The organism is Arcicella sp. BE140, assembly GCF_031456255.1.
GTDB lineage: Bacteria > Bacteroidota > Bacteroidia > Cytophagales > Spirosomataceae > Arcicella > Arcicella aquatica.
Map to the genome: position 1 here is coordinate 16,989 of NZ_JAVDUE010000015.1, position 16,616 is coordinate 33,604.

Annotated in this window: 9 protein-coding genes; all 9 read left to right on the forward strand. The window is 36.1% G+C overall.

All coding sequences use genetic code 11. From position 1 onward, the window contains the following. Nucleotides 1–93: 93 nt before the first annotated feature. The 9 genes from J2Y60_RS18675 to J2Y60_RS18715 all read left to right on the forward strand — a co-directional run bounded on the left by J2Y60_RS18675 (nt 94) and on the right by J2Y60_RS18715 (nt 16,554). The gene (locus J2Y60_RS18675) at nt 94–1,005 is read left to right on the forward strand and encodes a DUF5777 family beta-barrel protein (RefSeq protein ID WP_309922365.1); all 912 of its coding nucleotides are present in this window, start codon (nt 94–96) and stop codon (nt 1,003–1,005) included. 1 nt (nt 1,006) lies between these two features. Further along, nucleotides 1,007–1,549 (forward strand): YceI family protein, encoded by a 543-nt coding sequence (locus J2Y60_RS18680; RefSeq protein WP_309922369.1) that lies wholly within the window; start codon nt 1,007–1,009, stop codon nt 1,547–1,549. Nucleotides 1,550–1,911: 362 nt separating this feature from the next. Then, nucleotides 1,912–3,174: an HlyD family efflux transporter periplasmic adaptor subunit gene (locus tag J2Y60_RS18685; RefSeq protein WP_309922372.1), complete on the forward strand. Its 1,263-nt coding sequence runs from the start codon at nt 1,912–1,914 to the stop codon at nt 3,172–3,174. A 131-nt stretch (nt 3,175–3,305) separates the two neighbouring features. Continuing rightward, complete coding sequence (locus tag J2Y60_RS18690) at nt 3,306–3,983, forward strand: ABC transporter ATP-binding protein (protein WP_309922375.1); 678 nt, start codon at nt 3,306–3,308, stop codon at nt 3,981–3,983. A 109-nt stretch (nt 3,984–4,092) separates the two neighbouring features. Then, complete coding sequence (locus J2Y60_RS18695) at nt 4,093–6,489, forward strand: ABC transporter permease (protein WP_309922378.1); 2,397 nt, start codon at nt 4,093–4,095, stop codon at nt 6,487–6,489. 90 nt (nt 6,490–6,579) lie between these two features. Beyond that, a complete protein-coding gene (locus tag J2Y60_RS18700; RefSeq protein ID WP_309922381.1) occupies nt 6,580–8,958 on the forward strand; it encodes an ABC transporter permease in 2,379 nt (792 codons plus the stop codon). Between the two features lie 188 nt (nt 8,959–9,146). Further along, a complete protein-coding gene (locus tag J2Y60_RS18705; protein WP_309922384.1) occupies nt 9,147–11,531 on the forward strand; it encodes an ABC transporter permease in 2,385 nt (794 codons plus the stop codon). 105 nt (nt 11,532–11,636) lie between these two features. Continuing rightward, the gene (locus tag J2Y60_RS18710; protein WP_309922387.1) at nt 11,637–13,997 is read left to right on the forward strand and encodes an ABC transporter permease; all 2,361 of its coding nucleotides are present in this window, start codon (nt 11,637–11,639) and stop codon (nt 13,995–13,997) included. Between the two features lie 172 nt (nt 13,998–14,169). Beyond that, on the forward strand, nt 14,170–16,554 hold the full coding sequence (locus tag J2Y60_RS18715; protein WP_309922390.1) for an ABC transporter permease: 2,385 nt from the start codon (nt 14,170–14,172) through the stop codon (nt 16,552–16,554). Nucleotides 16,555–16,616 lie beyond the last annotated feature (62 nt).

Consider the following 16,616-nt stretch of genomic DNA (forward strand, 5'->3'; position numbering starts at 1 on the left):
CTACCAAAAATTACGTATGTCTTTAATGACAGTAAACTACGGAATGGCTTCATGAAGTATTGAAAGCCATTTCGTTTAAAAAAAATCAAAATTATGAAAAAATATCTATTAGTATTCAGTTTCCTATTGAGTTTCCAAAGCTTTTGTCAGGATGACTTAATGGATATGCTTAATAAGCAAAGTGAGAAGCAAACGGAATACACTACCGCCACATTTAAGGCTACGCGTTTAATCAATGGACAAACTATTGAAACTGTTAGTAAAAATCATCTTAATTTTTGGATCTCTCATAGATTTGGAGCTGTAAATTCTGGTTTCATTGATAATTTTTTCGGATTAGACGAAGCACGTATCAGATTGGGATTAGAATATGGTTTAAGTGATAACCTAACTATTGGTTTAGGTAGAAGTTCACAAGAAAAAACGTATGATTATTATCTAAAGTATAAAGCTATTCGCCAGTCTAACCATGTCCCAGTTACAGTTACAGGTTACCTAAGTGGTGCTACCAATACTATGATTACGGGTTATACACTTCCGTCAGGGTCAACGCTTAAGTTTAATGATAACCTTGATCGTCAGACATACTGTGGACAAATACTAATTGCCCGTAAATTCAGCGAAAAACTATCATTACAAGTCATGCCTACCATTATTCATTTCAATAAAACGGAGGTTGCAGACATGAAAAGCGAAGTGTTGTCATTAGGTTTTGGAGGAAGATATAAACTTTCTAAAAGGCTTAGTTTAAATGCTGAATATTACCTCACCGACCATGGCAACAGCAGTGTTTCTAGCAAATACCACAATTCTTTAGCCATCGGTTTTGACATTGAAACAGGCGGACACGTTTTCCAGCTACATTTCACAAATTCTAGAGGAATGATTGAACGCCACTTTATTGCACAAACCCTAGGACAGTGGAGTAATGCTGATATTTTTTATGGGTTCAATATTTCCAGAACATTTAGTTTTGATGGAAAATCAAACAAAAAAAAGAATTAATATGAAAAATCACTTCCTTACATTTATTGGTGCTTTGTTGATAAGTCAAGCGAGTTACGCACAGTTATTTTATACGCAAACAGGCAAAACCAGCTTTTTCTCTAAAACGCCTTTAGAAGATATTTCAGCAGTAAACAGTGCTGTTTCATCTATTTTAAACACGACTACCAACGATATTGCTGTCAGAATGAACATTAATCAATTCAAATTTCCGAACAGGTTAATGGAAGAACACTTTAACGAAAACTATTTAGAATCTGAGAAATTTCCTGCGGCAACATTCAAAGGTAAAATCGCAGAGAAGATAGATTTCACAAAAGAGGGCAGCTATGACGTATCGGTAAAGGGTTTCATGATGATTCATGGAGTAACCAAAGAAAAAACCATTACTGGAAAACTAACAGTTGGAAAAGAAGGTATTACAGTAGATTCAAATTTTGAAATTGCTTTAGTTGATTACAAAATAGATGTTCCTAAATTAGTATGGGAAAAAATTGCTGAGAAAATAGCAGTGAAAAACAATTTTACCTTGATAAAAAAATAAGATATTTCATAAAATAAAGCTTTTGAATCAGCTTTTGAGTTAAGAATAACACCATGTTCTTAATTCAAAAGCTGATTTTTTTATTGTTAAAAAACATCGCATATCATTTTCACTAAATACTCCCTCTCTTAATTGGTTAATCATGAGAATCCTTCTCATTTTTAAAACTATATTCCCCTTCTTATCCTTTGTTCATTTCCGAACAAAAAGTGTATCATTTCCGAACACTTTTCAACAAAAACACAACACAATGTTCTCATTATCAATAATTTACATATTTGGCATTATCTTCTCAATAAATTGTTCAAACAGAATGATTAAATGATGAAACACATCTAATCTTATTAATTAATTTCAATACAATGGATAGAGTAATCGAAAAAAACAAATGGTCGGCAAAACGCATTCTTCCTTGGGTAGGGGGCGTGGCAATAGTTGGCCTGATTGCAGCAAGTTATTTCAATACCACAGGTAAAAGTAAATTGAATGTGGATGAAGGCAAAATTATGATTTCGGAAGTAAGCAAAGGAAGCTTCCAAGAGATTATTCCTATCAATGGTATTGTTTTACCTATTCAAACTATCTATTTGGATGCTAGTGAGGGTGGTAGAGTAGAAGAACTTTTTGTGGAAGATGGTGCTATTGTGAAAAAAGACCAGCCTTTATTAAAACTATCTAACACAGACCTTGAGCTAGACCTTGCCAATCGTGAAACTTCTGTTTTTCAGTTGATTACTCAAATGCAGTACACTCAAAATTTGGCTCGTGAAAACACCATTCGTCAGCAAGCTAATTTAGCCGATATTGATAATGCATTGTTAGAAGCTAAAAGAGTATATGATTTGAACAACCGTTTACATAAAGAGAAAGTAATTTCTGAACAAGATTATAAATCATCTCTAAACCTTTATAACTATAATCTTCGCCGTAAAGCTTTGATTGAAAAAACGTTAAAACAAGATTCAATCACAACGGCAACGCAATTAACACAAATGAAAGAGACGGTGGCTCGTACGCAAGAAACGTTGAAGTTGATGCGTAAGAAAGCTTCTGATTTAGTAGTAAAAGCTCCTGTGGCTGGTCAGCTTACTTCAAGAAATGCGGAGGTTGGTGAAAACAAAGTACGTGGTGTAAGGTTAGGACAAATCGATGTGTTGAGCGGTTTTAAAGTACGTGCTGATATTGATGAACACTACATTTCAAGAGTATTCATTGGTTTAACAGGCGAGTTTACAATTTCAGACAAAACGTATAAGCTACGCGTTAAGAAAGTTTATTCACAAGTAACCAATGGACGTTTTCAAGTGGATATGGAATTTATAGGAACACCACCAAGCGATATACGTCGTGGACAAACTTTACAAGTACGTTTATCATTGAGCGACCAAACGCAGGCTGTTTTATTAGCAAAAGGTGGATTCTATCAACAAACTGGCGGAAACTGGATTTTCAAAGTGGGTGAAAACGGAGAAAAAGCGTATAAAGTAGATATCCAATTGGGTCGTCAAAATCCTGAATACTATGAAGTTTTGGAAGGCTTAAAACCAGGTGATAAAGTAGTAACATCTAGTTATGAAAACTATGGGGATATGCAGGAGTTGGTTATAAAGAAGGAGATAAAATAATAATTACTAATATTTCAACCAAGCTTAAACATCATGGAAAATCTTTTGTTTTGGTTACTTATTTACTTGATACTATTCTAATATATTCTCATCACTGAGGGTTCATAAACAACGATAAACCAAAAAAGACAATGTTAAAAATTACAGACTTAGAAAAGATTTACCGTACTGAAGACATCGAAACGGTTGCTTTAAATAAACTTTCATTAGAAGTAAAGAAAGGTGAATTTGTAGCCATCATGGGCCCTTCGGGTTGTGGTAAATCCACTTTATTAAATATCATTGGTATGTTGGACGATGCCGAGAAAGGTAGCTTTATGTTCAATGGAGAAGAAATCATTCATTTCAACGAGCGCCGCCGTGCTGACCTCCGCAAGCGTAATATTGGTTTCGTGTTCCAGTCTTTCAACTTGATTGACGAACTAACAGTGTATGAAAATGTAGAATTACCGCTTTTATACTTGGGTGTGGATGCCGCCGAACGCAAACAAAAAGTAGAAGCAGTATTAGAAAAAGTACAAATTATGCACCGTAGGAACCACTTTCCACAACAATTGTCGGGTGGTCAGCAACAGCGTTGTGCCGTAGCACGTGCCGTTGTAAATACACCAAAATTAATATTAGCCGATGAACCTACAGGTAACTTGGATTCTACCAACGGTAATGAAGTAATGCAGTTATTAACTGAATTGAACGAAGCTGGCACGACTGTCATCATGGTAACGCACTCTGAACACGATGCTCGTTATGCGCACAGAATCATACGTTTGTTAGATGGTAAAGTTGTAATGGAGAATATTTTGGGATAACCTAATTGAGTGATTTAGTGAATTGTGAATGAGTGATTTCACCATTATTTAATCACTAATTCACTCATTCACAACTCACTAAATATTAATTGCAAAAACCTTTAAAACCATGCTAAAAAATTATATAAAAATAGCTTTTCGCAATCTTTTGAGAAACAAAAGTTATGCTTTTATCAACATTGCGGGTTTGTCTTTAGGGCTTACCTGTGCAATGTTGATTTTCGCCTTAGTTCGCTACCATTTTAATATAGATAAACATCACAGTAAATACGCAAATACTTACAGAATTGTAAGTGAATTTATATCAAGTGAAGGTGGGGAGAACTTCCATACACCGGGTATTCCGTATCCATTCGGGAAGGCTGTTTTAGCTTCTTATCCAGAAATCGAAAACCTTTCGATGACAGAAATACAAGGGGGTTATTTTGTGGCAGTTCCCTCTGGAAATGGCATAGATAAAAAATTTAAAGAAACCGAAGAAGGAGCATTCGTTGAGCCTTCTTTCTTTAAGATTTTTGACTATGAATGGATTGCTGGCGGTAGTGAAGAGTTGAAAAACCCTAATACTGTGGTAATCAGTGAGAAAAATGCTATCAAGTATTTCGGAACAACTGATGTCATTGGCAAAATCATTAAAAATGATGGTCGCTTGAATCTAAAAATCGTTGGTGTTTTTAAAGACTATAAAGACAACACCGATTTTGCTTATCAAGTAATGACATCCTATGCTAGTTTGAAAGAATTTTATGGTTCAATCAACGATGACTTTGGCAGTACTAATAGTAGTACTCGCTGTGTTGTTTCGCTGAATGACAAGTTCACTAAAGCCAACTGGGATAAGCAAATGCTGAATTTCGTAAAGAAATACAGACCAGATGAGGTAAAAACAATACGTTATCAGATGCAACCACTCAAAGAAATTCACTTTTCAGAAGAATATGGTGGTGTAAACAAAAATTTAATCTTATCGCTTTTTGCCATTGGTATTTTCTTAATCATCACAGCAAGTATCAATTTCGTTAATCTAGCGACTGCTCAGGCACTGAAACGCTCAAAAGAGGTAGGCGTTCGTAAAGTTTTGGGTAGTTCTAAATCACAATTGTTCTGGCAATTTATGGCAGAAACCGCCATGATTACTATTACAGCATTAGCTATCTCTTTGATATTATTCCAATTTGGCGAGAAAATAGCACGTGAATATTTAGATGGTGCATTTAGATTTACTTTCTATTTCGATCCCTCAGTCATTCTTTATATCGTTGGTATAGTAATAGCCGTAATTCTACTTTCTGGTGCTTATCCAGCTTTGGTATTAGCGGGTTTCCAGCCAGTAATGGCTTTAAAAGGGAAAATTTCTACACAACAAGTTGGAGGTTTTTCAGTAAGAAGAAGTTTGGTAGTAGTTCAATTTGCCATTTCGCAAATGCTAATCATTGGAATGGCTGTAGTTACTAGTCAGCTATCTTATTTCCAGAATACTGACTTGGGCTTCAAAAAGGATGCAATCATGACGGTTCAACTTCCTTTTGTGCCTACACAAGATATTGTAAAAATGAACACCTTTAAAAACTTGATTTCGGCTATTCCTGATGTTGAGAAAGTAAGTTTTTCAATGTCTGGTCCTCCACAATCTGGTTGGGTAAGTAGTACAAGTCTAAAATTTGATAATCGTCCAGAAAGTGAAAAATGGAGTACACACGCTAAAGGCGTAGATGCCAACTATTTGGACTTATATGGCATCAAGCTAGTAGCAGGCCGAAACCTCTACCCTGCCGACTCTGTCAGAGAAGTAATTGTCAACGAAGCCTTTGTAAAGAAATTAGGGATTAAAGACCCTGCCCAAATTATCGGTAAGAAGATTACAGCACGAGGTAAAAACGTAGATATAGTAGGAGTAGTAAAAGATTTTCACCAACAATCGTTGGCAAATACCATTGACCCACTCTATATGACTACTGATGCTACTAATTTTTACTTTGCCAATTTAAAGTTACGTTCGGCAAATTATCAGAAAGTAGTTAAATCTTTAGAAAAAGCCTTTAATCAGGTATATCCAGAAAGTTATTTTGATAATCAATTTGTAGATGAAGCCATTCAAAGAGCCTATCAGGAAGAAGAAACAATGGGCAAACTGATTAATTTCTTTGCTTTAGTGGCTATCCTAATTGGTTGTTTAGGGCTTTACGGATTGGTATCATTCATGGCTACTCAGAAAACCAAAGAAATCGGTATCAGAAAAGTATTAGGCGCAAGTGTTGGAAATATCTTGGCACTATTCGGAAAAGAATTCGCACAGCTAATCATCATCGCATTTGTCATCGCTGCCCCAGCAGCTTGGTGGATAATGAACGGTTGGTTACAAAACTATGAATACAGAATTAGCATAGGCGCAGGTATATTCTTACTTTCAATAGGCACTACCATTTTAATTGCCAGCATTACAGTCGGCTACCGCTCTATTCGTGCATCATTGGCTAATCCTGTAAAAAGTTTAAGAACAGAATAGTTTGAATTGGGAGTTTTGAATGCAGCGTGAAGCGTATTTTTTTACCGAAATTCAAAACCCCAAATCCTTTAGTCATCAATCCCTAAAACTATGTTACAAAATTATTTAAAAATAGCTTTAAGAACTTTGTTGAGAAACAAAGCATATTCTGCCATTAATATCATTGGGCTTTCTGTAGGGATGGCAGTAGCGATGTTGATTGGTCTGTGGATTTATGATGAAATTTCTTTTAATAAATACCATGAAAAATACGACCGCCTAGCACAAGTAATGCAAAACCAAACTTGGAACGGCGTGACGGGCTCGCAAACAGCAATGCCTTTGCCTTTAGCTCCTGAGTTAAGAGCTAAATATGCTGGCGATTTCAAAAATGTGGTATTGTCATCTTGGACTTTTGAGCACGTTATTGCTGTTGGTGATAAGAAATTCACCAAAACAGGGAATTTTGTAGAACCAAAATTCCCTGAGATGTTTACCTTGAAAATGTTGAAAGGTACACAGCAGGGCTTGAAAGACCCTTATAATATACTTCTTTCGGAATCAGTAGCGATTGCTTTGTTTGGTAATACAGACCCTATCAATAAAGTAGTTAAGATTGATAATAAGACCGATGTAAAAGTAACAGGCGTTTATGAAGACCTACCTCATAATACGACTATGAACGACGTTACCTTTTTATTGCCTTGGAGTTTATACTTGGCTACAGCCGAATGGGTAAGAAATTCACAAGATCAATGGAATAATAATTCGTTTCAAACATTTGCGGAGTTGAATCCACAGGCTGATTTCGATAAAGTTTCTGCTAAAATTAAATATGTGAAGTTTAATCACGACAAGCAAGATGCAGCTAAGCCAATGGTTTTCTTGCATCCATTAAGTAAATGGCACTTATATTCAGAATTCAAAGATGGTAAAATTGTAGGTGGACGCATTCAGTTTGTGTGGTTGTTTGGTATTATTGGTGTCTTTGTACTTTTATTGGCTTGTATCAATTTCATGAATTTGAGTACCGCTCGTTCAGAAAAACGTGCTAAAGAAGTTGGGGTGCGTAAAGCTATTGGGTCAGCACGTTCGCAGTTAATTACTCAGTTCTTAAGTGAGTCATTATTGATTGTTGTTTTTGCTTTTATCCTTACTATTATTTTAGTACAACTTACGCTTCCTTGGTTCAATGAGTTATCAGATAAAAAAATGAACATCCTTTGGGGGAATCCATATTTCTGGATAATCAGTATTTCATTTTCACTGATTACAGGGTTAGTTTCAGGAAGTTACCCAGCATTTTATTTATCATCTTTTGATCCTATTCATGTTTTAAAAGGAACTTTCCGTGTTGGTCGTTTTGCAGCAATTCCTCGTAAAGTATTAGTTGTTATTCAATTCACCGTTTCAGTTACTTTAATCATCGGAACCATTGTTGTTTATCGCCAAATTCAACATGCTAAAAATCGACCAGTTGGTTATAGTCGCGATGGATTGATTGCTATCAATATTAATACCCCTGAATTAGTAGGACATTATGATGCTTTAAGGAACGATTTATTAAAAACAGGTGCTGTTTACGAAATGGCTCAATCGTCAAGTCCGACCACTGGCGTATATTCTAATCAGATAGGTTTTGACTGGGAGAAAAAAGACCCTAATCTTCAAGCACTTTTTGGTATCATTGCTGTCTCGCACGACTATGGTAAAACAGTAGGTTGGCAGTTTGTAGAAGGGCGGGATTTTTCAAGAAATTTCGCTACAGACACCTCTGCAATGGTTTTGAATGAAGCAGCAGCGAAATTCATTGGTTTTAAAGAACCTGTTGGGAAAAATATCAAATGGAACGATAAAAATTATAGAATAACAGGTGTGGTTAAAAATATGGTGATGGAATCGCCTTATGAACCTATCAGGCCAGCCATTTTCTTTATTAATTACGAGTGGGCTAACTTTTTCAATGTCAAGCTAAACCCTAAAATGAGTGCAACAGCCTCATTAGACAAGGTAGGTGAAGTATTCAGAAGATATAATCCAGGTAGTCCGTTTGATTACAAATTTGCTGACGAACAATATGCAAAGAAATTCAGCAGCGAAGAACGCATCGGTAAATTAGCGACTTTCTTTGCTTGTTTAGCCATCTTTATCAGTTGTTTAGGCATATTTGGTTTAGCTTCATTTACGGCAGAACAACGCACTAAGGAGATTGGCGTACGAAAAGTATTGGGTGCTTCAATATTCAATTTATGGCAATTACTTTCTAAAGACTTCGTGATTTTGGTGATGATTTCATTCTTAATAGCTACCCCAATTGCTTATTATTTCATGGATGGATGGTTGAAAAACTATGAATATCGTTCAGATATTTCATGGTGGATTTTTGGAATTTCAGGCTTGGGTGCATTGGTAATCACACTATTAACCGTGAGCTATCAAGCTGTAAAAGCCGCTTCGGCAAACCCTGTGAAGAGTTTAAGAACAGAGTAGAATAATATAGCGCTTTAAGTTTTACCCGCTGATATTGCAGATTAATATCGCTGATTTTCGCTGACAAATAGTATCTGTGAAAATCTGCGAAAAAAATCTCTGAAAATCTGCGGGTAAAAACGCTATATCTAAATCATAAAACTTTCAGCATCTTTCAATGATATTACCAACCTAAAACTTTGAAAACCATGTTCAGAAATTATCTAACAATAGCCTTCCGAAACCTTACTCGCAACAAGGTTTATTCGTTCATTAATATTGGTGGACTAGCAGTTGGTATGGCGGTCGCGATGCTGATTGGGCTTTGGATGTGGGATGAACTGAGCTTTGATACATATCATAAAAACCATGACCGCATTGCTAAAGTGATGCAACACATCAGCAATAATGGGGAAGTACAAACCAGAGAAAGCGTGCCATATCCTTTGGCAGAAGAACTTAGGAAAACCTATGGTAGTGACTTTAAGCATGTGGTGCTTTGTGAAAGCGATGTTTGGAATGTTTTAAGCTATGGGAATAATAAGTTTCTGAAAATAGGTAATTATTTTGAACCTGAAGGCATTGAAATGCTTGGGGTAAATATACTGAAAGGATCCCGTAAGGGTTTGAATGACCCTTATTCTATTATGTTATCAGCATCAGTAGCAAAAGCTCTTTTTGGTAATACTGACCCAATCAATAAAATTATTAAAATGGATAACCAGTATGCTGTAAAAGTTACTGGTGTTTACGAAGACTTTCCTAGTAATTCTAGTTTTCATTCGGTTTCATTTATTGCTCCATACAAATTATTTTACAATCGCTACACATGGGTTAAAACAATGTATGACCCTTGGAGAGCCAATGCATTCCAGATTTACGTTCAAATTGCAGATAAGGCTGATTTCGATAAAGTATCTTTTAGGATAAAAGACGCAAAACTAAAAAAGGTAAATGCAGAACTAGCTAAATTAAAACCAACGCTATTTCTACAACCAATGAGCAAATGGCACTTATATTCTGAGTTTAAAGACGGCTTTAACATTGGTGGACGCATTCAATATGTTTGGCTTTTCGGTATCATTGGCATATTTGTATTGCTTTTGGCGTGTATCAATTTCATGAATTTAAGTACTGCCAGAAGTGAAAAAAGAGCCAAAGAAGTAGGCGTTCGTAAAGCGATTGGTTCTGCCCGTAGCCAATTGATTTCACAGTTTTTTAGTGAATCTTTTTTAGTAGTTACCTTAGCATTTATTCTATGTTTGTTTTTAGTACAATTATGCTTGCCATTCTTCAATGAATTGGCTGATAAAAATATCAATATCCTCTGGACAAACCCTTTATTTTGGTTAGCAGGTATAAGTTTTAGCTTATTTACAGGACTAATAGCGGGTACTTATCCAGCCTTTTATTTATCATCATTTCAGCCCGTTAAAGTACTGAAAGGTTCTTTCAGAGTAGGTCGTTTTGCATCTATGCCACGCAAAGTGTTGGTAGTAATGCAGTTTACGGTATCAATCACTTTAATTATTGGTACAATCGTAATTTTTCGACAAATACAATATGCTAAAAATAGACCTATTGGTTATGAAACAAATGGATTGGTGTCTTTACCACAAGCGATTAATGAAATTCATAAACACTTTGATGTCGTAAAAGACGAATTATTAAAAACAGGAGCAGTTATTAGTCTTTGTGAAACGTCTGCTCCTACTACCGAAAATTGGTCATCTAGTACTGAGTTTAATTGGCCCGGAAAAGACCCCAATATACTAGCAGAAATTCCAAACATTGGTATTTCGTACGATTATGGTAAAACCATAGGTTGGCAAATGAAAGAAGGGCGGGATTTTTCCAAAAGCTTTTCATCAGACTCTACAGCATTGATTTTGAATGAGTCGGCTGTTAAATTAATGGGCTTAGCACAACCAATTGGTAAAACTATCTCGTGGTTTCAACAACCTTTTACGGTAATTGGAGTAGTAAAAGATGTAATCATACAATCGCCTTATGAACCAGTAAAACCTACTGTTTATACCTTTACAAAGGATGATGTAGCGTATATTCTTGCTAAAATAAATCCTGAAATAAGTGCGACTGTTGCTTTAAGTAGAATTGAATCTGTCTTTAAAAAGTATAATCCTTCACAACCCTTTGACTATAATTTCGTAGATGAAGAATATGCCAAAAAATTCGATAATGAAGAACGTATCAGTAAACTAGCTACCTTCTTTGCTATTCTTGCCATATTTATTTCATGTTTAGGACTTTTTGGTTTGGCCTCATTTGTAGCCGAACAGCGTACCAAAGAAATTGGTATCAGAAAAGTGTTGGGTGCTACCGTCTTTAATTTATGGCAATTGCTATCAAAAGATTTTGTGGTATTAGTATTACTTGCCTTTTTAATTGCCACACCTCTCTCCTATTATTTTATGAATAATTGGATTCAAAATTATGCTTATCACACAAACATTTCTTGGTGGATATTTGCTGTAACTGGTCTTGGAGCATTACTAATCACTTTGTTGACCGTCAGTTTTCAATCAATTAAGTCTGCCTTGATGAATCCAGTAAAAAGCTTAAGAACAGAATAAATGGAGTGTCATTAGATGTTTTGTAATTCTCTAACAAAAATCCTAAAGTCATAAAGTCCAGCATCCTAAAGTCCATAATCTTAAAATCCTAAAGTCACAAAAATCATGTTCAATAATTATCTAAAAATCGCATTCCGTAATTTGCTGAGAAACAAGGTTTTTTCAGTGATTAATATTCTTGGATTAGCCCTTGGCATGACTTGTAGCCTAATGATTATGCTTTGGGTTCAAGATGAACGAAGTGTTGATGCTTTTCATGCTAATAAAAACCAATTGTATAGAATTTACATGAAGGAATTTTTTAGTGGAAAAACGCAAGGAGTAATCTGGACACCCGGACCATTAGCAGAAGAATTAAAAAGAGTAGTTCCTGAAATACAAATGTCAACCGCTTTTTCTTGGCCTAGTAGCCAAACATTTATGGTGGGCGACAAAGTGAATAAACAAGAAACCAACGTAGCTGGAGCAGACTTTTTTAAAATGTTTAGCTTCAAACTATTACAAGGAAGTCCAGCGTCTGCATTAAAAGACCTTAATAGCCTTGCTATTTCGAGAAAAATGGCTGAAATCTTTTTTGGTAGTCCAGAAGCAGCTATTGGCAAAACAATCCGTTATGATAATCGCAACGATTTAGTTATTACGGCTGTTTTTGAAAACCTACCGAAAAATAGCACCTTGAAGTTTGATTGTTTACGTAGCTGGGATGCTTACGTTATTGATAATGAATGGGCCAAAGATTGGGGCAGTACAGACCCACTGACTTTTTTTATGATTCGACCAGATGCTAATCCTACGCTAGTAGCCAATAAGATTAAGCATGTACTAGATAAATATAGAAAGGGTTTAGATAAAACCGAATTGGCCATGCAGCCTTTTCATGAATACTATTTGAATAGCAATTTCAAAAATGCTGAAATGGAAGGTGGACGCATTGAATACGTCCGTTTATTTAGCATTGTGGCAGTGTTTATTCTATTAATTGCCTGTATCAATTTCATGAACTTGGCAACGGCACGTTCAGCAAAAAGAGCCAAAGAAGTTGGCGTTCGTAAAGTAGTGGGGGCTGTTCGTACTGCGCTAATCAAGCAATTTATCGGCGAGGCTATGTTGCTTACTATTTTTGCGATTACTATTGCTATATTACTCGTTACGCTATTATTACCTTCTTTCAATAGTCTTACTGGCAAAGAAATCGTTTTACCTATCAATGAAATTTCATTCTGGAGTTTATTAATAGGGCTGACTTTTATCACGGGTATTGTAGCTGGTAGTTATCCAGCATTCTTCCTGTCGTCTCTCAACCCTATTAAAGTATTAAAAGGTACGTTGAAATTCGACTCAGCATCTACTTGGTTAAGACAAGGCTTGGTTGTTTTTCAATTCTCACTTTCTATCATTTTGGTGATAGGCATGATTGTAATCTATCGCCAAATAGATTATATCCAACACAAAAACTTAGGCTTTAACCGTGAAAACTTGCTCTATTTTCCTGTGGAGGGCAATCTGAATAAGAAATATAATATTCTAAAAGAAGAAATATCGCATCTATCGAGCATCAAATATATGTCTCACATGACTGCCAATCCAGCAGGTATTGGGGATGGCACAGAGGCTATCAGTTGGCCAGGCAGTAATCCTAATGATAAAATAAGGTTTACGCCAGTGGGTGTTGGCTACGATTTTGCCAAAACGATGAATCTTCAAGTGATAGCAGGCAGAGAATACTCAAAAGATTTTGCATCAGATTCATTAGGCTTTATAATCAACGAAACGGCACAAAAAGCAATGGGTTTTAAAAATCCTGTTGGCGAGTCAGTTACTTGGGGCAGAGCAAAAGGTAGAATTATTGGGGTGGTGAAAGATTTTCACTTTCAATCTTTACACACACCTATCAGACCCATGATTACTTACCTAAGCGATAGATACAAGCAAGGAAACATCATTGTTCGGGTGGAAGCGGGCAAAACATCAGAAGCCATTGCACAATTGGAAGTATTATGCAAAAAACTAAATCCTGAATATCCATTTACTTATTATTTCACCGACGAAGAATACGCCAAACAATACAGAAGCGAGCAAGTAGTAAGTACTTTATCTAGTCTGTTTGCTTTCTTGGCTATCTTTATTTCAAGCCTTGGACTTTTTGGGTTAGCGGCTTTTATAGCAGAACAGCGCACGAAGGAAATCGGCATCAGAAAAGTATTGGGAGCGTCTGTACTAAGCCTTGTAAACCTTCTTTCAAAAGACTTTTTGAAACTGGTGTTATTAGCGTTTTTAATATCCGCACCACTTGCTTGGTATGTATCTAGCAACTGGCTGCAAGGCTTTGCTTATAGAACCGAAATCTCTTGGTGGATTTTTGCTGTAGCTGGTGCATTGGCATTATTGGTTGCCATATTAACGGTGAGTATTCAGGCAATTAAAGCGGCTTTGATGAATCCTGTAAAGACTTTAAAGACAGAATGATTTTGAGTTTTGAGTGAGGAGTTTTGAGCAGTGTAGAGTTTTTTTACCCGCAGATATAGCAGATAAATACCGCAGATTTACGCTGATAAAATTCCAACCCCAAAATGACATATTTAACGCTGAATCTATTTAAAACATTTTAATCACCTCAGAAAACTAAATTTTGAAAATCATGCTAAAAAATTATTTAAAAATCGCATTAAGGACTTTGCTTAGACACAAGGTTTATTCTTTTATCAACATTGCAGGTTTGGCAACAGGGATGGCCGTTGCCATGCTCATTGGGCTTTGGATTTGGGACGAACTTTCTTATGATAAATATCATGAGCATTACGACCGTATCGCTCAAGTAATGCAACATAATATTTATAATGGCGAAAAAGCTACTCAGGAATCTAACCCTGCGGTGATGGCTGAAGAGATTCGTAGTCATTATGGAAGTGATTTTAAATATGTGTTACAGTCGTCATGGACGTCGGACCATATCTTGACTTTTGGAGAAAAGAAGCTCACTAAAAGTGGCAACTACTTTGAACCAAAAGTAACGGAGATGCTTACGCTGAAAATGTTGAAAGGTACCAGAGAAGGATTGAAAGAACCTTATTCAATACTGCTATCTGAGTCTGTCGCAAAAGCATACTTTGGCGATACAGACCCGATGGAAAAATTGATGAAGATTGATAATAAAACAAGTGTAAAAGTGACGGGGGTTTATGAAGACCTGCCTTATAATTCAAGCTTTAGAGACATGAGTTATATTTTACCGTGGGAGTTATACTTGATTACCAACGATTGGATTAAAAAGATGGATAATCCTTGGGGAAGTAATTTTACACAGACGTTTGCTGAATTGGCAGATAATGCAGATTTCGATAAGGTTTCAAAGAAAATCATCAATGTAAAATTCAATAACCTTGGTAAAGAAGAAAAACGATACAAACCTGAGGTTTTTCTACAACCGATGAGCAACTGGCATTTGTATTCAGACTTTAAAAATGGGGTAAATATTGGTGGAAGAATACAGTTCGTTTGGCTATTTGGCATTATAGGCATCTTTGTATTATTGTTGGCGTGTATCAATTTCATGAATTTGAGTACTGCCCGTTCAGAAAAAAGAGCCAAAGAAGTAGGTGTCCGTAAGGCTATCGGTTCAGCTCGTGCACAGTTGATTGCACAATTTCTTAGCGAATCATTATTAGTGGTAGCTTTTGCATTTGGGTTATCGATACTTTTGGTACAGCTATTTTTGCCGTTCTTTAACGAAGTGGCCGACAAAAAGATGAATATTTTGTGGACTAACCCTTTTTTCTGGTTGACAGGTATCTTCTTTACTTTAATCACAGGCTTGATTGCAGGTAGTTATCCAGCCCTCTATTTATCTTCTTTCCAACCTGTAAAAGTATTAAAAGGAACTTTCAAGGTAGGTCGCTATGCTACCATTCCTCGTAAAGTATTAGTAGTTATTCAGTTTACTGTCTCTGTTACTTTAATTATCGGAACCATTATCGTATTTCGACAAATAGAACATGCTAAAAATCGCCCAATTGGTTATAATCGCGACGGACTAATTATTATGAATATGGCAACGCCTGATATTCATGACCATTTTGAGACTGTCCGTAGTGAACTAAAAAGTTCGGGGGCCATTGTTGAAATGACAGAATCTGGAAGCCCTACTACTGAAGTATGGAACACAAATGGCGGTTTTGAATGGGAAGGGAAAGACCCAAATCTAGCGGTTGATTTTCCTAATAATGGTGTAACCTATGAATATGGGAAAACAATTGGATGGCAATTTGTGGATGGTAGAGATTTCTCCAGAGAATATGCTACTGACTCTTTGGCATTTGTACTAAACCAAGCGGCTGTGAAATTTATAGGATTGAAAAATCCAATTGGCACAACCTTGAAATGGAATGGCAAACCATTTAAAATAGTGGGCGTCATTAAAGATATGGTGGTTCAGTCGCCTTATCAGCCTGTTAGACCATCGTTATTCCACATCTCAAAAGATCAGGAAAATGTAATCATTCTGAAAATTAATCCTAACTCAAGCTCAAGAGAAGCATTGAGTAAAATAGAAACGGTATTTAGAAAATATAATCCTGCGGCACCTTTTGAATACAAATTTGTGGATGACCAATACGCTAGGAAATTCGGTAATGAAGAACGCATTGGAAAGTTGGCTACCTTCTTTGCTATTCTTGCTATTTTCATTAGTTGCTTAGGGATTTTTGGCTTGGCATCTTTCACCGCAGAACAACGGACGAAAGAAATTGGTGTCAGAAAAGTATTAGGAGCTTCTGTATTTAATTTATGGCAATTGTTATCTAAAGACTTTGTGGTTTTGGTGATGATTTCCATCTTGATAGCTAGCCCTATTTCATATTTCTTTATGAACAACTGGATTGAGAAATATAATTATCGCACAGATATTTCATGGTGGATTTTCGGACTGTCTGGCTTAGGAGCCTTGGTGATAACATTGGCGACAGTAAGTTACCAAGCCATTAAAGCAGCCTCTGCCAATCCAGTTAAAAGTCTGAGAACAGAATAAAGGGAGTGTAGAGTTTTGAGTTAGGAATGCAGAGTTAGGAATGCAGAGTTAGGAATGAGGAG

Bases quoted from the DNA above. Each gene is read 5' to 3' on its own strand.
- J2Y60_RS18675 (WP_309922365.1), top strand. From the start codon at position 94: ATGAAAAAATATCTATTAGTATTCAGTTTCCTATTGAGTTTCCAAAGC.
- J2Y60_RS18680 (WP_309922369.1), top strand. From the start codon at position 1,007: ATGAAAAATCACTTCCTTACATTTATTGGTGCTTTGTTGATAAGTCAA.
- J2Y60_RS18685 (WP_309922372.1), top strand. From the start codon at position 1,912: ATGGATAGAGTAATCGAAAAAAACAAATGGTCGGCAAAACGCATTCTT.
- J2Y60_RS18690 (WP_309922375.1), top strand. From the start codon at position 3,306: ATGTTAAAAATTACAGACTTAGAAAAGATTTACCGTACTGAAGACATC.
- J2Y60_RS18695 (WP_309922378.1), top strand. From the start codon at position 4,093: ATGCTAAAAAATTATATAAAAATAGCTTTTCGCAATCTTTTGAGAAAC.
- J2Y60_RS18700 (WP_309922381.1), top strand. From the start codon at position 6,580: ATGTTACAAAATTATTTAAAAATAGCTTTAAGAACTTTGTTGAGAAAC.
- J2Y60_RS18705 (WP_309922384.1), top strand. From the start codon at position 9,147: ATGTTCAGAAATTATCTAACAATAGCCTTCCGAAACCTTACTCGCAAC.
- J2Y60_RS18710 (WP_309922387.1), top strand. From the start codon at position 11,637: ATGTTCAATAATTATCTAAAAATCGCATTCCGTAATTTGCTGAGAAAC.
- J2Y60_RS18715 (WP_309922390.1), top strand. From the start codon at position 14,170: ATGCTAAAAAATTATTTAAAAATCGCATTAAGGACTTTGCTTAGACAC.